The following is a 25,585-nucleotide window of genomic DNA, read 5'->3' on the forward strand; positions in this document are numbered from 1 at the left end:
TGTATTTTCCTAAAAGTTAGTTAAGATACAGAAGGTTTTGTGTTATTAAGTTAGCACTTGACTTAACTTTAGTTATTATTTAGACTGCTAAAGTGGAATTTTAATTTTTTTAACGAGGGCAATTATGCATTATAAAAAGTTTTTTTCGGCAGCTGCTTTAGTGACGTTGCTAAGCCTATCAAACTCTGCTTTTTCATCAGATCCTATTGGTCCAATAAGTGATGAAGAAACTAGCTACTACGTTCGTTTACAATACAACGGTGAAGTTTTACCTTTTAAAACAAAGATTGATGGTGTTACATATAAATCAGGTAAGGACAACAATAGTCCCTTAAAAGCATCTTTTCTAGCTGGAGGTGGTGCATTTGGTTATAAAATGGATGATATCAGGGTTGATGTTGAAGGACTTTACTCACAATTGAGTAAAGATGCAGATGTAGTATCTGATGACAAGGCTGCAGATAGTGTAACAGCATTTTCAGGATTGGTTAACGTTTATTACGATATAGCGATTGAAGATATGCCTATCACTCCATACGTTGGTGTTGGTGTTGGTGCAGCATATATCAGCAATCCTTCAAAAGCTGATGCAGTTAAAGATCAAAAAGGATTTGGTTTTGCTTATCAAGCAAAAGCTGGTGTTAGTTATGATGTAACCCCAGAAATCAAACTCTTTGCTGGAGCTCGTTACTTCGGTTCTTATGGTGCTGGTTTTGATAAGGCAGCTAAGGGTGATACTGGTATCAAAAATGTTCTTTACAGCACTGTTGGTGCAGAAGCTGGAGTAGCGTTTAATTTCTAATCTATCTTTGTCTTATTATCCCAGTGGGTTTTTCTTGTCATTCAAGTAGCATGACACTGGGATCTAGAAAAAAGAAATGTGAATTCCAGTGTTTAAACACTGGAATAACACACTGTTTATTTTAAATTATATAGCCTATCATTACACATTAGTAATTTTAATTCTACATTCAGGTAGTTCTTGTTGAAGTTTAATGTTGCTAAGATCTTAATTAGATATAAAGTTATGCTTTTTTTAATTAAAGCTTGAATTTTTCACTAAAAATCAATATATTATATACATGGAGTTTTAATTTAAGTTATTATGTTGACCCCAGTAGCGAATTTATCTGTTAATAGTAGCACTAATCTCATGCAATATATTGCTGAAGTGCGAAAATTTCCTATGCTTTCCCAAGAAGAGGAAGTGCGATTAGCAAAAAATTGGCAAGAATACCAGGATATTTCTTCTGCTCACAGGTTGATTACTAGCCATTTGAATTTGGTAGTAAAAATTGCAATGAAATTTAAGAATTACGGGCTATTGTTGATGGACCTAGTCATGGAAGGAAATATGGGTTTAATGCATGCAGTGAAAAAGTTTAATCCCGATTTAGGGTTTCGTTTTTCAACTTATGCAGTATGGTGGATTGAAGCTTCAATGAAAGACTTTATATTAAAATCTTGGTCACTTGTAAAAATAGGTACAACGCAAGCACAAAAGAGATTGTTTTTTAGTTTACGTAAAATAAAAAAAAGAATTTTACAATACACAAACAGAGAAACTTTGAGTAAAGAAGAAATAAAAGCAATATCAAATGAGCTTTCTGTATCTGAAGAAGATGTTGTACAGATGAGCTATCGTCTGGCTTGTAAGGATCAGTCGTTAAATAATTGTATAAAAATAGGTGATGACTCTAAAAAGGAGTTACAAGATATGATTCCGTGTAATTTAGTTAGTCAAGAAGTAGCTTACCAGAATCATGAAGAAAAGGCATTAAAAGAAACAATTTTAAGCAATGCGCTGGCAAGTCTTAATGAAAGATCAAGAGACATTTTCATTAGCAGATATTTATCTGAAAGTACTCAGACTTTGGATGAGCTTAGCAAAAAATATTGTGTTTCAAGAGAAAGAATAAGACAATTGGCTAAGCAAGCAATGAGTAAGGTAAAACAACATGTAAAATCAGAGAGTTTGAAACTTGGTTTACATGCGTAGTCTTTTTGTATTTCTAATACTTTTTTCAATAGGTACTCTTGCATCGGTTAGTAACGTACAACTGAAGGAAAAATATAAAGATTGGCTTGTGTACACTGCATTGGAAGATGGTGAAAAAGTGTGTTACATTGTATCTCATCCTAAGAAAAAAAGTGAACATTATACAGCTGACCGCAAGCCGTATGTAATGGTCAGTTACGTTGATAAAAAAGCAGATGAGGTGAGCGTCACTTCTGGCTTTCAGTATAATAATGAGCCTGTAGTTCTCAATATCGATAAAAAAATTAAATATCAATTGCCAATAATACAGGGAAGTCTTGCGTGGACAGATGATACAAAAATGGACCAAGATTTGATTCTAAAAATGAAGCAGGGATTATCAATGGTAGTTAATGGAAAAGTAAAAACAGCAAATGTTGATGATACTTATTCCTTGCTTGGCTTTCAAAAAGCGTACCAAAAAATGCATGACTTATGCCATACAAAGTAAATTATTGATCACTAAAGTATAAGATAGGCTGTTTTGTCTCTCAGACAAAAATATGGATATCACTTTACATAGAATATGAATATCATTTAAAATATATTTTTGAGAATTAATATGTCAAAAATTGTAGATATAGGAATCAAAGAACAAAGTTCTGTGTGTGAACAAATGCGTTTTAGTGTAAGTCGTGCAAGCCTTTTAAATACGCTATCCAGGGTAAGTGGAGTGGTTGAAAGGCGCAACGCGATAGATGTTTTAGCGTGTATAAATATCAAAGCACAATATGGTAGCATAAAATTGAAGGCTACTGATCTTGACATTTCAATATTTGCCTCACTTACTGCAAATGTATCAGCAGAAGGAGAAGTGAAAATCTCAGCACATACTTTACATGACATAGTGAAAAAATTGCCAACTAATTTTGATGTCAATTTCGAAATGAATAATCAAGGAAAATTATTGATATCCTGTGGAAATGCAAATTTTTCTTTACCGAACGTAGTTTCAAATAACTTCCCTGTTCTTGAAGAAGGTGATCATCAATACGATTTCACTCTACTAAGTGCAGATTTGGTAGACTTGTTGACTAAAACGAAGTTTGCTGTGTCGCTGGATGATACAAGGTATAATTTAAACGGGATATATCTGCATACAGATGAGCAATTTCTGTACTGCGTTGCAACTGATGGCCACCGTTTATCATGTATAAAAAGGCCTAAACCTGAAGATATCAACGGAGAATTTGGGGTGATCATTCCACGTAAAACTATCATGGAACTGTTGAAAGTATTGGGTGATTGTAATGAGATAAATATAAAACTTTCAGATAGAAAAATCAAATTTACATGTGGTGAGTATATTCTAATATCAAAATTGATAGATGGGACTTTTCCAGATTACAAAGCTGTCATTCCAACGTCTCAAGATAAACAAATGATTGTTGAGAGTAGCAAACTTGCTAGTGTTATAGACCGAGTTTCCGTTGTTGTGTCCGATAAAATAAAATCAATTAAATTTTCATTGCAAGAGAATTTATTAACTCTACATTCAAATTCCCAAGAGTGCAGTGATGCGACTGAGTCTATAGAGGTGGATTACGATGGAGCTCTTATGGAAGTAGGATTTAATTCTCGTTATTTGCTTGATGCTTTATCTTGTATAAAAAACAAATGTAAGGTCAGCCTATCAGATGGTAATAGCGCTACAATTATCACTGATGAAGATGATCCAAGTGCACTATACATAGTGATGCCAATGAGGACTTAAGCTAGTAATCTATCTTTACTAAGTATAAGCCGTGAGGCGGCGCAGTGACCCCAGCGGCGTTTCTTTTGCATTGACTTAATATATTTAACATTTCTTGTGGATTAGTTCTATTTTTTCCAAATTCAACTAAAGTGCCAACAATAATCCTCACTTGGTTATGCAAAAAGGAAATCGCAGATATTTTGATGTATATGTGACTTCCATTTTGTACTATATCAATATCATCGATTGTTCTGACCGGATTTGTAGCTTGACAATCTTTTGAGCGGAAGCTTGAAAGATTATGTTTTCCAAGCAGGTGTCTAGCAGCTTCACGCATGATGTTTACGTCAAGTGGGTTAAATACTTGCCACACATAACCGATTTCCAGAGCTGCAGGAGCGTAGCGATTAATTATTCTATATTCATAATATCTTTTTTTTGCTGAAAATCGCGCATGAAATGCATCATCTACGGCTTCTGCACTAAGCACAACTATAGGAATCGCTTTTAAGTGATAGTTTATTCCATTTCTTATTCTGTAAAGCTCAAATTGCCTTTCCATATTGAAATGAGCAACTTGCCCTAAAGCATGAACCCCTGTGTCAGTTCTGCCACCACAATGCAAAGAGACTCTCTCGCCACTGAAATTAAATATAGCGTTTTCTATGGTTTCCTGAATTGAGTTAGCAGAGTGTTGTTGCTTTTGCCAGCCAGAGAAACCACTACCATTGTATTCTATCGTTATTTTGTATCGCACTACAAAGTCTATCTATCTAATTTTAGGTAACTAACGTTCTTCGTTATTAAAAAACCCTTGGCAGATTGGTTGCGTTCAATTACCATGGAGACTATACAAGTTAATAAATGATCCATGGCACATAATCCAGAAGAAAGAAATAATGATAAGCAAAAAGCACTAGATAATGCAATAAGTCAAATTGAAAAAGCATTCGGTAAAGGTGCAATAATGAAGCTAAAGCAAAACCCTGTAGAAAAAATAGACACGATATCTACAGGGTCGATTGCACTTGATTCAGCTCTGGGTGTTGGGGGATTGCCAAAAGGACGTATAATTGAGATATTTGGCCCTGAGAGTTCTGGTAAAACTACCCTTGCTTTGCATGTAATTGCTGAAGCACAGAAAAAAGGAGGTTTATGTGCATTTATCGATGCGGAGCACGCACTGGATGTTATATATGCTCGTAAACTTGGAGTAAACACCGATGATTTAGTGATTTCACAACCAGACACTGGAGAACAAGCGTTGCATATTGTTGAGTATTTAGTATGTTCTGGTGCAGTTGATGTAATAGTTATTGACTCTGTTGCAGCACTAACTCCAAGAGCTGAAATTGAAGGAGATATGGGCGACCAGCACATGGGACTACAAGCAAGACTTCTAAGTCATGGGCTACGAAAGCTCACCTCTGCAGTTTCAAAAGCAAACTGTATATTGATATTTATTAACCAAATTCGTATGAAAATAGGAGTAGTATATGGAAATCCTGAAACTACCACTGGTGGGAATGCGTTAAAATTCTATACTTCTATAAGACTTGATATAAGAAAAGTTGGTGCGATAAAGGATAAGGAGAATATTACGGGTAATGAAACGAGAGTTAAAGTTGTAAAAAATAAAGTTGCTCCTCCATTTAGAGAAGCAAAATTCGATATAATGTACAATGAAGGCATATCAAAATTTGGAGAAATAATAGATATAGGAGCAAAGCTTGGTGTGCTTGAAAAGGCAGGTGCTTATTATTCATATAACAATACGCGTCTTGGCCAAGGAAGAGAAAATGTAAAAAGTTACCTCAAGGCAAACAAAGAAATTGCAAATGAAATAGAAACAAAAATCAGAGATTTATTTAAAAATCACGATAACTCTATTGCAATAGAAGAGGAGCGTGAACAACTTCTAGAAGAATCAGTATTCTAATCTAGAGCAGCAGAATAGCAAAATAAGATAGACAAAAACATAGGAACAAATGGTGTCATGAAAGTAGATGATACTAAAGAGGCTATTTGAATAGAAAGAAATGGGTGTCATGCCAGTGCCTAGACACTGGCATCTACCGTCTTAAACATTAAGATAAAAATTATTGTTTTTTATCATACCATTTAAACAAATGATGGGGAACGTTTAAAAAAGCATACGCGTCAAGTTAAAGCAAATTTAGAGAAGTTAAGGTGGATACCCTAGTTTTTCTGTACTTGTCTTTTAATGAAAATTGCGACCAAGTTATGGTAAGCTTTTTGAGAAAAATATTTAAGCCTTTAATTTTATTATTTAGTGCTAAAAATAACTCTCTAACCCGTCTTTTTAGCTCAATAAATGCCTTTGTTAAGCTAAGCTCCGTATTTTTTTTCAGTTCTGTGCAACCCACTATTCCATGAAATATAAGAATTGCACACAATTTGGCATATAGCTCACATAATACTCTGTATGGCTTTCCTCTCAGCTTATCAAGCCTTATATTACTCTTATATAATTTGAACAATAATTCAATTTGCCATCTTATTCGGTAAACTACTAGTATTTGCTCAGCATTAATCTTACTTTTTGGAACATTAGTTATAAATATCGACCAATTTAGTAACTTTTGGTTCCTTTGAGAAGATGTGTATCCATGTGATCTTGCTAACCTATTAGCCTTTCTTCTTCTAGCCATAGCTTGTTCTTCAGTTAGTTTTTTAAATATAATTCTTACTTTAACCCTTGTCTCTTTTCCTAACAATACCTCCTGTTCTAGAAAAGATCGATCTCCCAAATGTTCTAGTAAATCTATTTTTTGACCTGTCTCTATATCATATATGTTAGTATCGGATTTATAACGACTTATGAAATAAGCTCCTATTTCATTGATTTGTTTAAAAGAACTTGGCACAAAATAACCCAAATCAGATATTAGTAAATCGTTGTTCGATATATTGCTTAAATGGCTTCTATAACCCTGATCTGACCTTATTCCTTCAGTTATATTAAGCTGGTCTAATGTCTGATTTAGGTAGTCAAAAACTAATTGTAACTTTATTCCAGACTTAGTATTGCTTTCATAACCACTGTAGCTGGTACCATAACCTTTATACATGTCTTCCATACTGTTAGGTAAGCTAATATAGCTGCTGTCTAATAATTTAACACCTCCAAAGTGCTTCAAGATTCTGCAATCAACTTGTAAGGTATTTTTAAGTAACGTTAAAGATTCATTATACATTCTTTTCATGAATTCCACTGCTTCCTTGGTAAATCTAAAGTCCAGACCTTGTTTTGTTATATTTATCGAGTCTTCATTCAATAATTGACACACTGTCTCTATACTACAATTATCAACCCCTATATTACCCAAAACGATGGCTTTTATGAACGACGAGCCTTTTAGCTTCCTCTTTCTTTTTATGAACCCTGTTGTAGCTGAGATTTTATCTGCTTTTTCATTAAAAAATTCTTTGAGCTTTTTTGAGATGCAAACTATTCTTTTCATTGTATAAGTTCTCCGTTTTCTTTGTTAAATTTAAGAGAACTTATATCTTCTTTTTCTCTTCCTTACACTAAGTTTATTACCACAGTTCCTTAACTTGACGCGTATGGTTTAAAAAAGTGTGTCAAAGCGAGAAGTAAAAATAAAATAGAAACAAAAAATGGAGATTTGACATGAGTCAAGTAAATGGAACTACTGGATTGGTAGACTATAAAGAATTAGAAACAAATATTCTATCATCTATACGGGACCATTGATGGGGAGAGATGGTAACAAGGCTACTGGAAGCGAGTCTGGAAGGTACCATTTACCCACTGAAAGAGAAGAGAAGAAACGGAAAAAACTTTGAGGACAAATATTTGAACTTTTGACACCAAGAGATAGAGAGCGAACCACAGATAGTGAAAAAAAAGGTAAACAACTGAACTTGAGGCAAAAAATATCTGCAGCAGAGATATCTGGAATTACAGATAAATTACTACCTATAATCAATGAATGGTGTAGTCGTCCACTACAATCAATATATCCGATAGTATTCATGATTTTTTAAGGTGAAAGAAGACGGTTGTTGTGTAAGTAAGTGCATGTATAACATATTGGGTATAGATCAAGAAGGCAAAAAGGATGTATTGGGTTTTTATTTGGCTGAAAGAGAAGTTCTGGTTGGGGGTATTAAATGAGCTAAAAGAAAGAGGAGTAGAGGATATTCTAATAGCTTGTATTAAAAAGTTTTCCTGCTGCTATAAATAGCTAAAGCAGAAATGTATAGTACATCAGATAAGAAATTTACTGAAGCAGCAAAAACTTTCATAAGTGATCTGAAGAAAGTATATCAGGCTTCAAGCAGAGAAATTGCTGAAAATTATTTACTCGAGCTGATGGAGCGAAAAATATCCTTTGGTCATAAAATCGTGGCAAAACAATTGGGAAAATTTATTTTAAGTATTTCGGGCCAGTTAGGCGGCTCCACTAATCCTATCGAGGAGACATTTACTAAAACCAAAGGTTCATTTACCAGCTTGTACAAGTTGGTATATTGTGCTATAAGGAAGGTGGAGGAAAAGTGCTGTACATATTAACTATATCTCAGCTCAACATTTTCTTTCTCCACAGATTGAAAATTGAGTTGAACTAAAAATTCGCTTTGACGCAGTTTTTTGAACATTATCCCTTAGCTTACAAGATCCTCATTTTGAAATAAGTAATAATTTATTATAGTCTTGATATTTAAACGTTTTGTATCTGCTGTAATGATTTCACTTCCAATTTGCTATTCTTTACATATTGAATTGCAAGCGCTAACGCTTTACTTCCAGAAGCTGTGGTGCTATAAGCTATATTTTGCAAAATAGCAGTTCTGCGAATATCTTTGCTGTCTGAGACTGACTTTACACCTTTTGAGGTATTGATCACTAGATTTATTTTTCCATCTTTGAGCATATCAACTATGTGGGGTCTGCCTTCTCTCACTTTATTTACAGCTTTTGCAGCAATGCCGTTATTGTTCAGATACGAAGCTGTGCCTTTGGTGGCATATATTTCAAAACTCAGTTCTTTCAACATTCGTGCAACAGGCAATATACACTCTTTATCATCATCTTTTACTGAAACCAGAGCTGCTCCTTCTGTTGGTAACTTGTATCCTGCAGCCATGTGCACTTTTGCAAGTGCAGCTTCGAAAGATAAGTCAATTCCCATCACTTCTCCTGTTGATTTCATTTCAGGACCAAGTAAAGTATCAACTCCTGCAAAGCGGGTAAATGGAAAAACAGCAGCTTTAACTGCAAAATGATTGAAAGGCTTGTTTTCCTGATTCAAATTTTTACCCAAAATAACCTGAGTGGCAAGCTTTGCAACAGGAATGTTGATTACCTTGGAAATGAAAGGAACTGTACGGCTAGCCCTTAAATTCACTTCAAGTATGTATACATCACTCTCTTGAACAGCAAACTGAATGTTTATCAGACCTTTCACTTTTAATGCTAATGCTATTCTTTCAGTTTGGAGCTCGATCTCTTTTATTACTTCGTCACTCAATGTATTTGTCGGTATTGAGCATGTTGAATCGCCAGAGTGGATACCAGCTTCTTCAATGTGCTCCATGACCGCTGCAATGAAAACTTTTTTCCCATCACATACAGCATCAACGTCAACCTCAACTGCATTGACTAAAAATTTATCAAGAAGCAGCGATCCGTGTTCAAAAATTTTGGTTTGATTCAAGACATACTCTTTAAAGCTCTGAGTATCGTGTCTAATCGACATAGACTGACCGCCGAGGACATATGATGGCCTGACTACTAGTGGAAACCCCACCTTTTCTGCGTTGGTTAACGCTTCTTCTACTGAATGGCAGATAGAATTTTCAGGTTGTTTTAAATTAAGTTGCAAAGCAAGATTTTTAAATCTCATGCGATCTTCTGCAAGGTCAATAGAATCAAACGAAGTTCCCAGAATTTTGAAACCTTTCTCGTTAAGCACTTTGGCTAACTTTAAAGGCGTTTGCCCGCCGATTTGAACTATTACACCAACCAGTGTGCCATTTTCTTGCTCTTTGCTTAGTATTTCAAGCACATCCTCTGCAATCAGTGGGGCGAAATATAAACGATCAGCGGTATCGTAGTCAGTTGAGACGGTTTCTGGATTACAGTTAATCATTATTGTTTCATATCCCATTTCTTTGGCGGCAGAAGCTGCATGTACGCATGCATAATCAAACTCAATACCCTGACCAATGCGGTTTGGACCACTTCCTAAAATGACAACTTTTTTTCGATCCGAAATATTCGCCTCACATTCCGTTTTATTTTCAACATCACCCTCATAGCAGCCATACATATAAGCAGTGCTCGATTCAAATTCAGCTGCACAGGTGTCTACACGTTTATAAACTTGTTTAGTACCAAACCTTTTCCTTATTGCTTCAATTTGCTCTACTTTCTTATTGCTTAACTTTGCCAACCTTGCATCTGAAAATCCCATTTTTTTCAGCTCTAACATTTCATATGCAGTTCCAGGAAGGCCATTTTCCTTGATTTTTTGTTCAGCTAATATAATTTGCTGTATATTCTGCAAAAACCATAAGTCATATCCTGTAATCGAATTTATTTCTTCTATGCTAATTCCGTGGCGCATTGCGTCAGCAGCAATCAGTAATCTGTTTGGCAGCAATTTTGCTAATTGAGATCTGATGTGATCAATATCAGTATTTTCAGGAAATACTTCATCAAGTCCTGTAAGATCAGTTTCAAGTGAACGAAAAGCTTTCTGCAGTGACTCATTAAAAGTGCGGCCGATCGACATTACTTCCCCCACTGATTTCATGGAAGTTGATAGTTCACAATTCGTCCCCTTAAATTTCTCAAACTCAAATCGAGGAATTTTAGTGACGATGTAATCAATCGCTGGTTCAAATGCAGCAGGTATAACTGGAGCGCAATCATTACGTATCTCATCGAGTGAATAGCCGATAGCAAGTTTAGTTACAACTTTTGCAATAGGATAACCTGTTGCTTTTGAAGCAAGTGCAGAAGAGCGAGAAACCCTTGGATTCATTTCAATCACAACGAGGCTTCCATCTTCTTTAGGATTCACTGCAAACTGCACATTTGCACCACCGGCGCTAACATCAATTTCCCTCAGCACTGCTATAGATGCATTTCTCATTTGTTGATATTCAGCATCACGCAGAGTCAAAGCAGGAGCAACTGTGATACTATCTCCGGTGTGCACTCCCATTGGATCAACATTTTCTATTGAACACACTATTATACAGTTATCCTTGCAGTCACGGATAACTTCCATTTCATATTCCTTCCAGCCCATAATTGATTCATCTATCTGAACTTCATTTATTGGTGAAATTTTGAGAGCACTTTCTGCAATATTGAAAAACTCCTCTTTATTGTATGCTATGCCGCTACCTGCGCCACCAAGAGTGAATGATGAACGGATGATTGCTGGTAATCCAATGTAATCCAAAGCCTTTTTTATTTGTTCTTGATTTTTTATAATGATACTTTTGGGGTATTTTAGACCTATTTTATCCATGGATTGGCGAAATAATTCTCTATCTTCCGCTTTTTTTATTGCTTCTCTATTTACTCCTATTAATTCTACGTTGTATTTGTCTAACACTCCATCATCTGCAAGTTTTATTGCACAATTAAGTGCTGTTTGCCCTCCCATTGTTGGTAATATTGCGTCTGGCCTCTCCTTAATTATAATTTTCTCTATGATTTCAGGTAGCACCGGCTCAATATAAGTTGCATCAGAGAATTCAGGATCTGTCATTATAGTTGCGGGGTTGGAGTTAACTAAAATGACTTTATAACCTTCACTTTTTAATACTTTACAGCTTTGCGTTCCAGAATAATCAAACTCGCATGCCTGACCTATAACTATTGGGCCTGCTCCTATTACTAATATAGATTCTATATCTGTGCGTTTTGGCATAATTACAATAATAGTCTCGACTCAAATAATGTTACCAATCTTTCCTGTATATGTGAATTTTTATTAAACCTAACTACCTTTAGGCTTAACGGTATCTTTGCAGATACTATGGTAATTTACTCGGGAGATTTGCTAAGTGGTAAGATTTGTCCTGATATGCTACAATCTTCAGAAGCAAGTTCTACAAATTTGTCTGTCAGTTTATCAGGTGGCACCAATTCAGATATATCTTTTCCCGAAAATGCTTGCTTATACATTTCACTATCGATAGGCCCTTCCGAATACACGGCATTTATGCATAAGTTCGTATGTTTTGTCTCAGATGCATATATCTTCACCATTGCTTCTAGTGCAGCCTTACTTGCAGCATATGGTACCCAATATGGATAAGAGGAAGGAGAAAGTGTTATCTCTGAGGTCATGAATATCGCTCTTCCAGCATTAGACTTTTTTAGTATTGGACCCAAATTTTTTAGCAAGTACCAACTGGCAGTAAAATTTGTATTCATTACGTTCTGTAGATCTTCAAGCTCACAATCATGAACAGAGCTCAACTTACCTAAAATTTCAGTGCATGCAATCAGTATATCAAGTGTTCCAGATTCTGATAATTTCAGGCTTTCTATCATGTTTGGCAGTACTTTTACGCTCTCAAAATCCAAAAGATCAAGCTGAATTAGTTTCACAGAGCCTTCTTTCAGCTCTTCAATTTCGTTATACAATGGCTTGAGATTATCAAGAGATCTGGAAATCAGAATCACACATGCACCTTCTTTTACAAATCTTTTTGCAACAGCAGAGCCTATTCCACCTGAAGCTCCGGTAATTAAAGCTATTTTACCTTCTAAGTCACCCATTTCTTTCTCCTTAGCAAGATCCATTGAAATATTTTAGCTGAAAATTAAATTTTGCTCCATATATAAAAATCAAACTTAGCACATAAAAAAATAGTAACGATACTACCACACCACCTAAACTTCCATATATCAAATTCAGTTGGTCAAAGGAAGTTTTTAAGTATTGCTTGAAAACTGAAGCAGAGATCGTCCAAAGAATAACAGCCACACAAGATCCGGGAAATACGTCTGATAAGTTTTGTTTTATGTCTGGCAATGTAAAATATAGCCAAGATACTATAGTAAAAAGCACAAACTCAATAAGTAAATATCTAGTATAACTTAGCCCCTGGTAAGAAAAATCAATTAATATTGGCACTAATGTAAAAAACACTATAGTCAGAGTTGTAACAAGCGTAATTACTAAAAATTGTAATATACTGAGCACCCTTCTCCATATATAAGGCGATGAAACTGGAACTTTATAGGCCTTATTGAGTATTGTTCTAAATCCTTCAATTGTCGATGAGGCAGTCCAAACAGCGCCTACAATTGCCAAGGTTAATAAACTTTGCGGAGGGCCTGATATTATCTCCCTAATACGTGGCATCAAAGATGATAAAATATCCTGTGGCATGTTATCAATAATAAATGCCCAGCCGACATTGTATTGATCTAAGAAATTTGCGAACGTTGATGCCATGGCTATTAAAACAATAAGAAAAGGAAATATTGATAACAGGATTAAAAATGATAGATACCCTGCGTGCTCCACTCCATCATTATAAATTGTGTCAATTAAAGCACGATAAAGGCAATAAACGATACTATAAAATTTCTGTAGCACTTGTAATATAAATAAACTAAGAAAAGTATTCTAAATGAAATAAAGCATACCTTTAAGCAAAAAAATCCTCACCATTTACTTAAATTTAATCAAAATGATAGATAATCCAGCGTTAAATACGGAGGCATAATGAAAAACTTTCTTCTACTTGTAGCTTTAATTCTTTCCTTTGCGTTTGATGTACATGCTGATGAAACATCAGAAGTGATATGTAAAATAGTGAGCTATACTCACAGTTTGGGTGGACCAATGATCACGATAGTGATAATAGGTGCAGCATTGCTTGCAATATTTGGCAGAATGCCGTGGCCAGCACTTTTTGCACTTGGTGCATTTACTGCTGTGTTTTTTGGTGCTCCTGCAGTTGTGAAAGCAATAACAGGAAACGATGCATGTCCAACTATAGGCACTAAAATTTCAGAAAAACATTAGCAAATGGTGCTTCTTTAAGGAGCACCATCATTGCACGAATTTGTGATTTAAGAGCAATTTTTGCCATTAGGGGTGTTATTTGAGTAGCTCCTTTTCTGTCATTTCAGTAACTGACATTGATTCCTTTATGATGTTGTCATCCCAGTGTCACGCACTGGAATGACGAAGCTACTTTAATGACAAGAAAGAAAGCACTGGTCTCACATACATCTAAACGGATACATAAACTTTCATTCACAATTAGTCCTCAAATAGTCTAATTTTCTTTATCTATAAAATACAGCAACTTGTGTTTTTACCAACTGATGTACGCTTTTTTGTAGAACACTGTTCAGATTGTAATACAGACGGTTGGTCAAGTATTGGTTTGGGCTTATCATTAAAAGAAGATCGTGCTGAAGAAGTGCCAAGGCCACTATCTTTATTCGAAGCATCATCCCCACCTTTATCTTCACCACAGTAGTCGGGACTAAGGAATTTGCTTGAGTTTCGAGTATGTGATTTACCTATAACTGAATTCTTAGGTGAACCACCAAAACCACTATCTACAGTTGGTCCATCCGTCCCTACTTTTTCTTCAAGAGTTTGTGGTTTCATAGCTGGCACACGCGCAGGATCAATGGATAGCTTATATTTAACTTTATCTTTACCTGTATCTTTATCTTTAACTTTATATTCGCTGATTAAAGAGCTCTCTATGATCTTATCCATCACACAGTAAGCAATGTCTGGATTAGCACAATCTATTGCATATATTCCTTCACCACTAAGCTCTAGCTTTGATAGCACACTCTCGTCAATATAATCTTCCATATTACTTAATACATCCATGCCAAATATCTTATTAAGATGATCAGCCTCTTCTCTTTTTAAAAGTATAAGATAATCATTACTATACTTAAAAACAGGGATTAAAATCGACTTTTCTCCTTTGCTCAGATAGTCAGGGCGTCTTTTATCAGAGCAAGGGACACGCATTATAGTATTAATTGACGTGCCTGCTTTGTAAAATAAATCAACTAGCGAAAATTTTCTGTCTACAGAAAGTGGATCATCACTATTTGAAACTTCAAAAGCACGATACTCACTCATTGAGGTGTTTCTTACAATATTGTTAATGAACTCAATCTCATCAAAAACGTTTGACTTTATATATATCTCATTACCCTTGATTTCTAAAGCTTCCTCAGGAGACTCCCTATACTCTCCTATCTTTGATAACAATAAATCTTTAAAATAGTCTTGTAATTCTCTACTATTGGAATCAAAACTTATAGCATATAGGTAATTTGTTCTATCCTTAACTTCTAATTCCTCCCCCCAATGCTTGTCCATAGAATCTGGATCTTTTTCTATTAAATAGTTCTTTCTACTATATACACAATCATTAGCTAGCAAACATTTTAAATTAAAAACCACCTTATTATCTATTGGTATTGAAAATTTATATTTTTCTTTATCTTTTTTTAGAAGCTTTTTATCACATTTAAAAGGAAAAGAATTCATATCAAAAGACAATCCAGCCACATCATATCTCTCATCTATTTCATATTCTCCATAATACATATTTACTATACTTTCTTTCAACTTACTCATATAGTCCATGCATTGCTCTTTATCCATGTTTTCATCAAATGAGATAACTATATGATCCTTGTAAGAACCTTCTTCTACGACCAGATTAGTAGCAATAATCTCATGACAATTAAGAATAACATTAAACGCTCTTACTAATTCTCGATTTATTTCACTTTTATTAGGCATAACGCCACCCCCTAAATTAAATTAACATAATTACTTGCTACTACCTTGACCACTAGATTGATTTTTCTTTTTTTCCTCTTCACGTTTAATCCTGTCTCTAAAATCATCTATTGTAACATTTTCACCCCTCAAATTTCTCAGATTAATCTTTCCTCCTCCTGGAGCAGTATTATCAGATACTCTTTTGCCTGAACCATTGTTACTATGCATATCAACCTCCGAATTAAAATATTATGTAATGATTATATTAAGAATCAATTATTAGCACAAGTAGTTTTTTTACATAAATTTTATTCACCATTTTTATACTCCTGGACCCCAGTGTCAAGCATACAACTATACGAACATTGTAATATGGCGCATCGTTGGTACTGGCTTCCATCCAAGACGGTGTCATTCCAGCACTTGATGCTGGAATCCAGATAAAAACCAGTCTGGAATGACAAAAAGAGAGAGAACCTTTACACACCTCTCTCTTTGACTGAAGAAGCATGATTTTCAACTCTCACATCATCAGTTAATCCTCTTGGTAATTCCACAGTAGCATTAGACTTAGTAGCTTTTCGCTGATCACTATTGCAGTTATAGCCTTCTTTACTTGATCTACTTGCATTGCATTTAAAGCGCCTAACTCTCCTGTGTTGCTTTTGCTGTGGAGCAGGTGGACAGACAGCTAATTTTGGTTTTTCAGTTTTCTCTTCTTTTGCTTCTTTCTTTTCTTTATTCATTTTCTCCAGTTTTTGTACTTCACTATCTTTGTCACTTATAACAGGTTTAGGTAGAGTGTCTACTAATTTTTCTATAGGCTTTGGTAAAATAGCACGTTCTTGCTTATTCAGAGTGATTGGCATTGGAACTTGAGATGAAAAATTAAAGAGGTGAACTGGCGCAACTTCATTCACTTTTGTTTCTATTTCTTGACGAACTTCTTTTAATTCTGTTTTTTCTGCTTTTTTATCTCTTTTTTCTTCAGTGACATCTTGCTCTACTACTGCTGCTAAATCAACTGCAAAAATTTCTGCAAACATTGCAATGACTGAGCCCACGAGAAAAGTTTGCAGCTTCAATTTTAAATTTTGCAACTCTTGCAAACGTTCGAGTATTGCTATTTCCTCTTCCGGAGATAACCCACCACTGAGTAATTTCTCCTGCAATTCTTTTATCTCTTTGTCTAGCCTTTTATCCCAACTTAAATCTTTTTTGAAGATCTTTTTAACTAATTCCTTAAGCTTATCACACAAAAACTTAATTATCGAAAGAAGCAGATTTTTCTCTTTCTTCTCCTTGAGCATTTTGTAGACTTTCGGATCTACATTTACTTCAAAAAGATTAAAGAGGGATTCAAAGAAATTTGCGAATACCCCTTGATTATTATCAGTAAAGTAATCCTCATCGTCTTTTATCTGTAGCTCTACTTGAGATAATGTTTCATCAATGCAACTCGCAGCCTGACGCTCAAGCTCTATTCTCTTGAGCTCAGCTTTCCTAGCAAGCTCCTCCATGAATCCTTTTAATTCATTGAGCTTCTGCTCTGCAGAGAGATCTTGCTCCCTGATTCGATTAATGAAGATTGAGCTACCGTCCTCTTCGTTGTTATTGATTAAAAAATTTTCCATTGGTTTTTCTCCATTAATTGAATTACTGTTTCTATAATTGTTTAGAAAGCTTTTTACCATTTTATCTTAAGTCTATAAAACACAATAACTCAATCTTACAATATGAAGTATTTAATAAGTATTAATCTTAAAAAATATCAATAATTTATTGATATTTTTACATTTATACTACATACAGCCTATCATATATTACATAATCTTTTGATTATGCATATTGATACTCCTATAAAAAATTTGGATTGTTGAGTTTACCATGTTTAAAATCCATAAGGATTCTAACAGTCTCTGGCGTATTCTCAAATAAATATTTTCCTCTGGTTTTACTGTCATCTTTTCGTACTTTGATTTGACCATTATTAATTCTATCATAAATCCAATGTGTAGTAACATTGAGGATTTTTGCAATTTGTGGAACGGTAAGATATCCAGATACTTTAAGCGGATGTGACTGATTCCTTGCTCGCATAATGTTATTTTTTAACCGAATAGTTTTTACTGTATTTTCTAAAACGATGTTTTTTGTGGGGGAGCGATGTCCCTGTTTTTCTAAGTACTTAGCAATTTCTGCATCTGTTTTACCTTCTTTACTTAACTTTATTATAGACTGTTCCATTTCTTTTGCTTTAGTCAACTCGCGAAAAGAGTTTACTGGAATGGGAACATGAGAAGTAGTAGTTTCGCCACCATGCCATATAATGCGTACCTGAAGACAATCGCGTCTGATTCTGTGTGCTACCACTTTATCAATGAGACAACGAAGAAAGGACTTTTGTTGTTGACGTGATAGAATTGATTTATACCAAATTTCAGGTAATCTTTTGCCTACATCTAAAAATACTGTTTTCAGTTCTTCAGGTAATTGAGGTGTTGGATCACTTGGACGCTGACGTTCGAACATAATTTCTGCTTGTTGGAGTTCTTTCAATGCTTTCTCCCAGCGTCTTTCAAGTTCTGCAGCTACAAGACGATTGTCAGGGTCTACTTGATTAAATTGTCTTTCTGCCAATCTAACTTGGTACTTTAGGCGCTCTAATTGTTGTAAATGTGCTTTATTAATTGCTTGCTCAGATTGCAATTGTGAGTTAATCGCCTGAGTATAAGCATCAAGCTCAATTTGACCAAGTGCAGCAAAAAATTTGGGAACTACTTCATTATCAATAATATCAGCTGGTAAAAGCTGACATACAGGTACACGATACTGCTGACGTAGATAGTTGCATAAATAACGATTTCCTCCTTTATACTGTACCAACATTTTATGTCCACATTCTCCACAATAAATTATTCCATGTAATAATGCTGCACCTGGTCTTGCTATACCACGTGTTTTATTGCGATCGTATTCTGCATAATTATCTTTTAGCATCATCTCAATCTTTGTAAAAGTTTCCCAATCTATGTAAGCTGAGTATTTACCTTTGATCAGAACTTTCCATTCCTCCATTGGTAATTTTTTTGTTGTTTTGTCAGCAGAAGATGGCTTATGGTATGTAGTACGGGAACGCCCATAAACAAATGCTCCAGCATAGGCTGGGTTTTTTAGTATTGAGGTAATTGCTGCAACAGTTGGCTTTTTCCACTGTAGTTCTTTGAAATTATTATATCTAGGAAGAGTTAGTTGATGATCATTAAAATGTCTTAAAACCTTTGATGCTGTTCGTTTTTCTAGAAAAGTTTCAAAAATAAGATTGATACGAGACTGAACTTCAAGGTTAGGATCCTTGTTCACAGAACCATCAATGTTACGAACAAGACCAACTGGGAGAGATAAGGCTAAATCACCTCTGGTTGCTTTATTTAATAGTCCAGCATTTAGTCTAGCTCTTATAGTAGATAACTCCATTTCAGCAAGTTGCCCTTTCAGACCAAGTAACAGCCGACCATTAATAGTACCAGGATCATAAACACCATCCCGGTCAGCTATTAAACACTGTTTATAGCCACATATATCCAGTAAAGGATACCAGTCAGAACAATTACGTGATAAGCGAGTCACATCGTAGGAGAGAATAATTCCTACCTTTGATAAAGTGACTTTAGTGACAATCTCTTTAAACCCTTCACGCTTTTCAGCACTAGCACCAGTTAAACCAAGATCACTATCAATGATTACAACATTATCAGCTTTCCATCCAAGGTCAATTGCTCTTTGTTTTAGTGCATACTGTAACTCCAAACTTTCTTGGTTGCTCAATGCTTGATGAGGTGTTGATTGTCTGATATAAATTATTGCTTCGCGTGCTAAATGCTGTGCTGTAATTAGCTCTGATGTACTCATAGATAACCTCTTTGGACACTAATAATATATTTTCTAAAACTTCTGACTTGAAACGTTGCGACATTTTCTGCCACACTTGACATGGTTTACATGGCATAATTTATACTCCTTTGCTAGAGAAACAAATTCGTATAATGAAGACCACGTTAACTTGCTGGTGAGAAAGTTTTGCTTACTAGCTAAGTTGGTAGCAGAAAACGGAATACGTAGAATGATGTAATTGCGATAAGTAACAAATACATTGTGGACTTTTGAGCTGACAGAAGATATTGGAAATGTTCTGCCAAATAGTGGATGTGTTGAATCTGTAACTGTAATTTCCTTAGTTACTTGATTATTGAAGAGGGTATTAAGGTGATTGATCGTTCAAGAACATATTCACTATAATAGAAGACTTTCTTATTTGCCTCTAAAACACCCGCAAAGCATATAACTAAGAGAATATTATAGTGTTAGTGTAATATTATACAATGTACTAAAATATGTTATAATGCTAGCATACCACTGAATTGATGCTGAGATATTCCTTTGCTTGATCAGTTAAAACACGTCCTCTTGGTGTGCGCTTTACGAAACTGACCTTGATTAAATAAGGTTCTACTGTTTCTTCAATATTGCCAACATCTTCAGATAGTGCAATAGATATGGTGTCAATTCCAATAGGTCCTGAGGTGTTAAACAAAAATCTCAGATAATCCATATCTAATTTATTTAGTCCCATTTTATCTATACCCAATTTTGATAGTGCAGAACTGGCAATTTTACAGGTAATTTTTTTATCATCTTTTACTTCAACAAAATCTCTTATTCTTCTGAGTAATCTCAAAGCAATTCTTGGAGTACCACGGGCTCGGCAGGCAATTTCCTGCACAGCATCCTTTTCGATTTCAGCACAAAGAACTCTTGCACCTCTTTTGATAATATCAATCAGTTCCTCAAAAGAATAAAACTCAAGATGCAGGGGAATACCAAAACGATCCCTCAGCGGTGCAGAAAGCAGTCCAAGCCGTGTTGTTGCCCCAATCAGTGTAAATGGTGGTAAATCTATTCTTAAAGTTCTGGTAGATGGGCCCTCACCTACTAGTATATCTAGGCAAAAATCTTCCATAGCAGTATATAAAACTTCCTCAATGCTACGATTTAATCTATGGATCTCATCGATAAATAGAACATCTTTTGCATTTAAAGTAGTGAGCACTGCAGCTAAGTCCCCAGCTTTACTAAGCAATGGACCAGAAGTTGCACGAAAGCTAACCCTTAACTCCTTAGAGACAATTTGTGCTAAAGTTGTTTTACCAAGCCCTGGAGGACCATAGAGTAATACGTGATCCAAAGCTTCAGCTCTCGTCTGTGCAGCATTTATAAACACTTTTAAATTTTGTATTAAATCTTTTTGCCCGACAAAATCATCAAGTTGCTCAGGCCTGATATTTAAATTACGTACATCTTCAGAGTATTCCTTACTACATGATATTGACTTCATATTGTTTTAAGCGCCATACGAATAATATCTTTAGTGTCCAAGTTTGGTGATTCATCTTCTATTTTTTTTATTGTATCATAAGCTTTTGTTCTTTCATATCCAAGATTGATCAAGGCTGAAAGAGCATCTTCACTAATTGAGTGAAAATGATTGTTATTTATCTCTAATTTACTTACTTTGCCATTCAGCTCAGTAATAATTCGATTTATGAGTTTTAGGCCAAGTCCACTCACCTTAAGTGCTAGTTTATCCTCATTTATAATTGCCAAAAATAGTTGCTCTGGAGTTAATTTGCTCAAAATTGACATTGCGGTTCTATAGCTGACACCGCTCACTTTAACTAATAAACGCAGACACTGCTGTTCTTCTTTACTTATAAAGCCATATAGCTGAGCAACGTTTTCTCTGCTATTTGCATAAGTGTCGATAAGTAATTTTACTCTACTTCCGATTGAACAAGCACTTAAAATTTTGGCTGAAAGATACACTATATAGCCAACATCATTCACATTCAGGATTATGTGATCGCTGCACACTTCATCAACTATTCCGCTTAGATTTCCTATCATTTTTAGTACTGTATAAAGTTCAGTTTAAATGCTCCTGAATCTTAGGTCAAGCAAACGAACATTATAGCAGTGGTTTCAGTTTCAATCATTGCAGACAAGTTTGCAGGAAATCTATTTGAATATGTTATTCCAGATCATTATGTAATTGAACCACAAGTTACTCCGATAGAAGTAGAATTGCAGTCTCCTAACTTAGCTAAGTAGTAGAAATTTCCATCTTTGGCGACATTAAGGTAATTGTTTGCTGTTTGCAAAAATATTTGCATAATTTAAGTAACACTACTTGATAAGAATTAACTATGGAGCTTAATAAGATTGCAGCATCGATTTTACTTTCTGGATTAATAATTATGATAGTTAGTAATGTAGTTGATACGCTCTATAACCCAGAGGATTATAAAATTGAACACCAAACAATAGTAGCAGCCAGCAATGAGCCTCAGCAAAAGATTGAACAAGTGGCACTTGATATTGGGGAGCTCATGCAAAATGCTAGCTTTGAAAAAGGCAAGTCAGCAGCAAAAAAATGTATAGCTTGTCATAGTTTTGAGAAAGGTGGAATGAATAAAGTGGGGCCAAACTTATGGAACGTGGTTGGAAATAAAAAGGCCCATCTTGGCAGCTCATTCAATTACTCAAAAGCACTACTTGAAAAAGGTGGGAAATGGGAGTATGAGGAGTTATTTGCTTTTTTAAAAAATCCAAAAGCCTACATAAAAGGTACACGTATGGCATTTGCAGGCATTTCCAATCCACAAGAGATTGCAGATCTAGTCAGCTATTTGCGTTCGATGAGCGATAGTCCGGTTGCCTTGCCAAAGTAGTATGAATTATTGTAAATTACTCGATGGAAGTAATGGCCATATAGCATATCGAAAGCTACAAGGAAAGAAGGCTTCTATAGTTTTTTTTAGTGGTTTTGCATCCAATATGGATGGAACTAAAGCAACTGCTATTTACAAATTTTGCCAAGAAAATGACGTAGCACTTGTGCTCTTTGATTATTTTGGTCACGGTAATTCAAGCGGTGACTTCGCTGATTATACAATAAGTGATTGGCAAAAAAATTGTGCTAAAGTGATAAGCGAATTAACTAGCAGAAAACAAATAATTATAGGCTCAAGTATGGGTGGATGGCTGATGCTGCTCACTGCCCTTCAATTTCCAGAAAAAACTGCAGCGCTAATTGGTATATCGTCTGCTCCTGATTTTACTGAAGATTTGATATTCAAGCAATTGTCAGGCAAGCAAAAAGAAGAACTAGGTTCTAAAGGTGTAATAGATTTTACTTCGGAGCATTGTGCATACAAAATAACTAAAAATCTGATCGAAGACGGTAGAAAGAACCTTCTTTTAAACAGAGAAGCAATAGATATAAACTGTCCTGTGCGCTTATTGCATAGCATTAATGATAAAGATGTTCCTTATCAAACTTCATTGAATTTAGCTGAAAAAATTAAGTCAACAGACGTTGAAGTACACTTAATAAAATCAGCAGAACACAACATGTCTGATAATCATTCACTGAAAATTTTATTTAAGACCATCAGAGAATTTTTGCCAGGAGAAATATATAATTGAAGTAATTCAGATGTGTTTGTCGTAAGAGCTGCAGTTATAGCTTCAACAGTAGGCACTATTCTTGATCACCTCAACATTTTCTCTTGGCAATTCTTTAATAAATCGAGAAGTGCGCATTGGTTGCCACTGATTATTAATTTCCCTCCTATCTGCACATGAAATGATCAACCTTTCTTTTGCTCTAGTTATGCCAACATATGCAAGTCTTCTCTCTTCTTCCAAAGCTTTACCACTTTTATCTTCAAAAGATCTTTGATGAGGAAATAATCCTTCTTCCCAACCAGGTAAAAACACGCACGGGAATTCAAGCCCTTTAGCCGCATGAAGAGTCATAACATATACAGTGTCATCGCTATTCATATTATCCACTTCCATCACCAAACTAATATGCTCCAAGAAGGTTATAGTGCTGTCAAAATTCTTCAAAGATGAAATGAGCTCTTTAACATTTTCTATTCGCGCTAAACCCGTCACTCCTTCATTCTCAAGCATTTCCATATATCCTGATTGATTTGCTACGATTTTAACGAATTCATGCAGCGGTTTTACGCTTACTATTTCTTCCCAAGCTTTAATTTTATTTAAAAAATCATTTAGTGAGAGTTTAATTCTTTCGGTTACTTGATCACTATTAACCAATATTTTTGCTGCCTGAAAAAAAGAAATTTTGTTATCCTGAGCAGTCGTGTATATTTTCTTTAGAGTTGTAGCTCCTATGCTTCTTTTGGGACGATTTACGATCCTTTCAAAAGCGAGATCATCATTATTATTTGTAACAAGCCTCAAATATGCAATTATATCCCTTATTTCTTGACGTTCGTAGAATTTTACGCCACTTATAATCCTATAGGGAATTGAATATTTTATAAAATACTCTTCGAGCACTCTAGTTTGAAAAGTCGCTCTTACGAGCACTGCAATGTCACTAAATATGTATTTATTGAGCTTTAATATCTGTTCGCTTATGAACCTTGCTTCAGCTTTCCCGTCCCATAATTTTATTAGATTTACCTTTTCCCCTTCAATGTTTGTTGTCCACAATTTTTTTTCTAAGCGAGTCTTATTGTGATTGATCACATATGATGCAGTTGCAATTATGTGGGATGTTGACCTGTAGTTACACTCCAGTTTAACGGTTTTTGCATTTTTAAAATCATCGGAAAATTTCAAAATATTTTCAACTTCTGCACCACGCCAACTGTATATCGACTGGTCATCATCTCCTACACAGCAAATATTTGAATGCTCTTTTGCAAGGTATTTTAGCCAAAGATATTGTATTGCATTTGTATCTTGATATTCATCTACCATGATATATTTAAACTTGTTTTGGTAGTAGGACAGAACCTCGGTCTTTTTATTAAAAAGTTGTATGTTATATAACAATAAGTCACCAAAATCGACAGAGTTAAGGAATTTTAACCTTTCCTGATACTGGTAATAGACTTTGAGTGCAGTTACGTAAACTGGCCTAAATGATTGAACGTCTTCCACTTCAGACGGCAATAAACACTTCTCTTTCCACTGCTGGATGATATTCATAATGGTCTTACATTTTTCTGATAGGTAATCAGGGCTTATTTCATTAATAATATTTTTTATTACCTGTAATTGATCATCCACACCAATGATTGTGAAATTGGAATTTAAGCCCACAATTTCAGCATGATGACGTAAAATTTTTGCTGCAATTGCGTGGAAGGTGCCAAGCCATGGTATATTTGTGCCCGTAAGTTCAAGCACTCTTGATATCATTTCATTTGCTGCTTTGTTCGTGAATGTAACTGCTAAGATCTCATCGGAGTAAGCGTAGCCATTTCGAATTATGTGCGCTATTCTTGAAGTGATCGTTCTTGTTTTTCCCGTTCCGGCTCCTGCCAGTATTAAAATTGGTCCATCTATGTTAGTTACAGCTGATTGTTGTTCTGGATTTAGCAGCGAGAGATAATCGTTCATTGCAGCACTATAGATTATAACTTCGTAAAGTTAAACCTATGATCGAAATATTGTAAAGGTCTTATTGAACATAACAGTCAACTCATTCAAGTACTACATATTTAAGTGTAGGGATTTGTATCTATCTTATTTGAGTAATTAGTGTATGCTGAGTAACAATAACTTGATTTGAGATATTGGCATCAAAACTTCTGCTTGTTGGATGAATAGGTAGAGTTTGAAATGGCTTAGACTTATGATTCAGTTCCTTCATCATTTCCTCAGCTTTAATAGGAAGTTTTTCTGAAATATAGAAGTTATGCATTTCAGGTCGTTCAGTGAAATTTTCATATATTTCTTTCAACCAAGCTCCAATATCATATATAAAACCATATGCTTTTTCTTTAAATTCTCTCCATGATCTGCCTAAACTGGCTAGTGTATTATTGAAGTAAATTGTCACATAATCTCTTGTGGTATATTGATAACTCTCTCTATTTAATTTTTCACTTTGCTTGTCACAAGTTTTGAAGTAACCAAATATGTTATACATTTTGAGCCATCACTAACTAT

The 25,585-nt window shown here is 35.0% G+C and carries 22 protein-coding genes and 1 pseudogene; 10 read left to right on the forward strand and 13 right to left on the reverse strand.

The window, feature by feature from the left end; genetic code table 11:
• Positions 1–124 precede the first annotated feature (124 nt).
• From OPS21_RS07600 to dnaN, 4 genes are all read left to right on the forward strand, one after another.
• On the forward strand, positions 125–802 hold the full coding sequence (locus OPS21_RS07600; RefSeq protein ID WP_265027639.1) for a P44/Msp2 family outer membrane protein: 678 nt from the start codon (positions 125–127) through the stop codon (positions 800–802).
• A gap of 303 nt (positions 803–1,105) precedes the next feature.
• On the forward strand, positions 1,106–1,999 hold the full coding sequence (locus tag OPS21_RS07605) for an RNA polymerase factor sigma-32 (protein ID WP_264336497.1): 894 nt from the start codon (positions 1,106–1,108) through the stop codon (positions 1,997–1,999).
• On the forward strand, positions 1,992–2,489 hold the full coding sequence (locus OPS21_RS07610) for an invasion associated locus B family protein (protein ID WP_010407056.1): 498 nt from the start codon (positions 1,992–1,994) through the stop codon (positions 2,487–2,489). The genes OPS21_RS07605 and OPS21_RS07610 overlap by 8 nt, the downstream gene beginning before the upstream one ends.
• A 111-nt stretch (positions 2,490–2,600) precedes the next feature.
• Positions 2,601–3,752, forward strand: a complete 1,152-nt coding sequence (gene dnaN / locus OPS21_RS07615; protein ID WP_264336496.1) for a DNA polymerase III subunit beta — start codon at positions 2,601–2,603, stop codon at positions 3,750–3,752.
• Between the two features lies 1 nt (position 3,753).
• Here dnaN and truA read toward each other — a convergent pair whose 3' ends face one another.
• The gene (truA, locus tag OPS21_RS07620; RefSeq protein ID WP_264336495.1) at positions 3,754–4,491 is read right to left on the reverse strand and encodes a tRNA pseudouridine(38-40) synthase TruA; all 738 of its coding nucleotides are present in this window, start codon (positions 4,489–4,491) and stop codon (positions 3,754–3,756) included.
• Between the two features lie 114 nt (positions 4,492–4,605).
• On the opposite strand from truA, the gene recA reads away from it, so the two are divergent.
• Positions 4,606–5,673 carry a recombinase RecA gene (recA, locus tag OPS21_RS07625; protein ID WP_010407051.1) on the forward strand — a complete coding sequence of 356 codons (1,068 nt, stop codon included), beginning with the start codon at positions 4,606–4,608 and terminating at the stop codon, positions 5,671–5,673.
• Between the two features lie 226 nt (positions 5,674–5,899).
• On the opposite strand, the gene OPS21_RS07630 is transcribed toward recA, so the two are convergent.
• The gene (locus tag OPS21_RS07630; RefSeq protein WP_264336202.1) at positions 5,900–7,219 is read right to left on the reverse strand and encodes an IS4-like element ISWosp7 family transposase; all 1,320 of its coding nucleotides are present in this window, start codon (positions 7,217–7,219) and stop codon (positions 5,900–5,902) included.
• A gap of 170 nt (positions 7,220–7,389) precedes the next feature.
• On the opposite strand from OPS21_RS07630, the pseudogene OPS21_RS07635 reads away from it, so the two are divergent.
• Positions 7,390–8,351: pseudogene (locus OPS21_RS07635) on the forward strand (IS256 family transposase).
• Positions 8,352–8,443: 92 nt separating this feature from the next.
• Here the strand turns inward: OPS21_RS07635 and carB are convergent.
• From carB to OPS21_RS07650, 3 genes are all read right to left on the reverse strand, one after another.
• A complete protein-coding gene (carB, locus tag OPS21_RS07640; RefSeq protein WP_264336493.1) occupies positions 8,444–11,671 on the reverse strand; it encodes a carbamoyl-phosphate synthase large subunit in 3,228 nt (1,075 codons plus the stop codon).
• A gap of 116 nt (positions 11,672–11,787) precedes the next feature.
• On the reverse strand, positions 11,788–12,552 hold the full coding sequence (locus tag OPS21_RS07645) for an SDR family NAD(P)-dependent oxidoreductase (RefSeq protein WP_264336492.1): 765 nt from the start codon (positions 12,550–12,552) through the stop codon (positions 11,788–11,790).
• On the reverse strand, positions 12,539–13,354 hold the full coding sequence (locus OPS21_RS07650) for a YihY/virulence factor BrkB family protein (protein ID WP_264336491.1): 816 nt from the start codon (positions 13,352–13,354) through the stop codon (positions 12,539–12,541). Before OPS21_RS07650 ends, OPS21_RS07645 begins: the two co-directional genes overlap by 14 nt.
• A gap of 129 nt (positions 13,355–13,483) precedes the next feature.
• Between OPS21_RS07650 and OPS21_RS07655 the strand changes: the two genes are divergently transcribed.
• Positions 13,484–13,786, forward strand: coding sequence for a TrbC/VirB2 family protein (locus OPS21_RS07655; RefSeq protein ID WP_264336490.1), 303 nt, complete (start codon positions 13,484–13,486; stop codon positions 13,784–13,786).
• A gap of 270 nt (positions 13,787–14,056) precedes the next feature.
• Here the strand turns inward: OPS21_RS07655 and OPS21_RS07660 are convergent, their stop codons facing one another.
• The 6 genes from OPS21_RS07660 to ruvA form a co-directional block, all read right to left on the reverse strand.
• Positions 14,057–15,550, reverse strand: a complete 1,494-nt coding sequence (locus OPS21_RS07660; RefSeq protein WP_264336489.1) for a hypothetical protein — start codon at positions 15,548–15,550, stop codon at positions 14,057–14,059.
• A 30-nt stretch (positions 15,551–15,580) separates the two neighbouring features.
• On the reverse strand, positions 15,581–15,760 hold the full coding sequence (locus OPS21_RS07665; protein WP_264336488.1) for a hypothetical protein: 180 nt from the start codon (positions 15,758–15,760) through the stop codon (positions 15,581–15,583).
• Positions 15,761–16,011: 251 nt separating this feature from the next.
• Positions 16,012–17,226: a hypothetical protein gene (locus tag OPS21_RS07670; protein ID WP_265027640.1), complete on the reverse strand. Its 1,215-nt coding sequence runs from the start codon at positions 17,224–17,226 to the stop codon at positions 16,012–16,014.
• Between the two features lie 163 nt (positions 17,227–17,389).
• Positions 17,390–19,444: a recombinase family protein gene (locus tag OPS21_RS07675; RefSeq protein ID WP_264336378.1), complete on the reverse strand. Its 2,055-nt coding sequence runs from the start codon at positions 19,442–19,444 to the stop codon at positions 17,390–17,392.
• 493 nt (positions 19,445–19,937) lie between these two features.
• Positions 19,938–20,927 carry a Holliday junction branch migration DNA helicase RuvB gene (gene ruvB / locus OPS21_RS07680; RefSeq protein ID WP_143689279.1) on the reverse strand — a complete coding sequence of 330 codons (990 nt, stop codon included), beginning with the start codon at positions 20,925–20,927 and terminating at the stop codon, positions 19,938–19,940.
• Entirely contained in the window at positions 20,924–21,496 is a 573-nt protein-coding gene (gene ruvA, locus OPS21_RS07685) for a Holliday junction branch migration protein RuvA (RefSeq protein ID WP_264336486.1), read from the reverse strand. The genes ruvB and ruvA overlap by 4 nt, the downstream gene beginning before the upstream one ends.
• 69 nt (positions 21,497–21,565) lie before the next feature.
• On the opposite strand from ruvA, the gene OPS21_RS07690 reads away from it, so the two are divergent.
• The 3 genes from OPS21_RS07690 to OPS21_RS07700 all read left to right on the forward strand — a co-directional run bounded on the left by OPS21_RS07690 (position 21,566) and on the right by OPS21_RS07700 (position 23,077).
• A complete protein-coding gene (locus tag OPS21_RS07690; protein WP_264336485.1) occupies positions 21,566–21,700 on the forward strand; it encodes a hypothetical protein in 135 nt (44 codons plus the stop codon).
• A 95-nt stretch (positions 21,701–21,795) separates the two neighbouring features.
• A complete protein-coding gene (locus tag OPS21_RS07695; protein WP_264336484.1) occupies positions 21,796–22,320 on the forward strand; it encodes a c-type cytochrome in 525 nt (174 codons plus the stop codon).
• 1 nt (position 22,321) lies between these two features.
• A complete protein-coding gene (locus OPS21_RS07700; protein WP_264336483.1) occupies positions 22,322–23,077 on the forward strand; it encodes an alpha/beta hydrolase in 756 nt (251 codons plus the stop codon).
• Between the two features lie 42 nt (positions 23,078–23,119).
• Here OPS21_RS07700 and OPS21_RS07705 read toward each other — a convergent pair whose 3' ends face one another.
• Positions 23,120–25,033 (reverse strand): ATP-dependent helicase, encoded by a 1,914-nt coding sequence (locus tag OPS21_RS07705; protein ID WP_264336482.1) that lies wholly within the window; start codon positions 25,031–25,033, stop codon positions 23,120–23,122.
• 121 nt (positions 25,034–25,154) lie between these two features.
• Complete coding sequence (locus tag OPS21_RS07710; protein ID WP_264336481.1) at positions 25,155–25,565, reverse strand: WD_0964 family protein; 411 nt, start codon at positions 25,563–25,565, stop codon at positions 25,155–25,157.
• Between the last annotated feature and the right edge of the window lie 20 nt (positions 25,566–25,585).

Source organism: Wolbachia endosymbiont (group B) of Chorthippus parallelus (genome assembly GCF_947251815.1).
Classification (GTDB): domain Bacteria; phylum Pseudomonadota; class Alphaproteobacteria; order Rickettsiales; family Anaplasmataceae; genus Wolbachia.

Excerpts from the sequence above, each read along its gene's own strand:
- OPS21_RS07600 (WP_265027639.1), top strand. The coding sequence starts at position 125 with ATGCATTATAAAAAGTTTTTTTCGGCAGCTGCTTTAGTGACGTTGCTA.
- OPS21_RS07605 (WP_264336497.1), top strand. The coding sequence starts at position 1,106 with ATGTTGACCCCAGTAGCGAATTTATCTGTTAATAGTAGCACTAATCTC.
- OPS21_RS07610 (WP_010407056.1), top strand. The coding sequence starts at position 1,992 with ATGCGTAGTCTTTTTGTATTTCTAATACTTTTTTCAATAGGTACTCTT.
- dnaN (WP_264336496.1), top strand. The coding sequence starts at position 2,601 with ATGTCAAAAATTGTAGATATAGGAATCAAAGAACAAAGTTCTGTGTGT.
- recA (WP_010407051.1), top strand. The coding sequence starts at position 4,606 with ATGGCACATAATCCAGAAGAAAGAAATAATGATAAGCAAAAAGCACTA.
- OPS21_RS07630 (WP_264336202.1), bottom strand. The coding sequence starts at position 7,219 with ATGAAAAGAATAGTTTGCATCTCAAAAAAGCTCAAAGAATTTTTTAAT.
- carB (WP_264336493.1), bottom strand. The coding sequence starts at position 11,671 with ATGCCAAAACGCACAGATATAGAATCTATATTAGTAATAGGAGCAGGC.
- OPS21_RS07645 (WP_264336492.1), bottom strand. The coding sequence starts at position 12,552 with ATGGATCTTGCTAAGGAGAAAGAAATGGGTGACTTAGAAGGTAAAATA.
- OPS21_RS07655 (WP_264336490.1), top strand. The coding sequence starts at position 13,484 with ATGAAAAACTTTCTTCTACTTGTAGCTTTAATTCTTTCCTTTGCGTTT.
- OPS21_RS07660 (WP_264336489.1), bottom strand. The coding sequence starts at position 15,550 with ATGCCTAATAAAAGTGAAATAAATCGAGAATTAGTAAGAGCGTTTAAT.
- OPS21_RS07665 (WP_264336488.1), bottom strand. The coding sequence starts at position 15,760 with ATGCATAGTAACAATGGTTCAGGCAAAAGAGTATCTGATAATACTGCT.
- OPS21_RS07670 (WP_265027640.1), bottom strand. The coding sequence starts at position 17,226 with ATGGTAAAAAGCTTTCTAAACAATTATAGAAACAGTAATTCAATTAAT.
- OPS21_RS07675 (WP_264336378.1), bottom strand. The coding sequence starts at position 19,444 with ATGAGTACATCAGAGCTAATTACAGCACAGCATTTAGCACGCGAAGCA.
- ruvB (WP_143689279.1), bottom strand. The coding sequence starts at position 20,927 with ATGAAGTCAATATCATGTAGTAAGGAATACTCTGAAGATGTACGTAAT.
- ruvA (WP_264336486.1), bottom strand. The coding sequence starts at position 21,496 with ATGATAGGAAATCTAAGCGGAATAGTTGATGAAGTGTGCAGCGATCAC.
- OPS21_RS07695 (WP_264336484.1), top strand. The coding sequence starts at position 21,796 with ATGGAGCTTAATAAGATTGCAGCATCGATTTTACTTTCTGGATTAATA.
- OPS21_RS07700 (WP_264336483.1), top strand. The coding sequence starts at position 22,322 with ATGAATTATTGTAAATTACTCGATGGAAGTAATGGCCATATAGCATAT.
- OPS21_RS07705 (WP_264336482.1), bottom strand. The coding sequence starts at position 25,033 with ATGAACGATTATCTCTCGCTGCTAAATCCAGAACAACAATCAGCTGTA.
- OPS21_RS07710 (WP_264336481.1), bottom strand. The coding sequence starts at position 25,565 with ATGTATAACATATTTGGTTACTTCAAAACTTGTGACAAGCAAAGTGAA.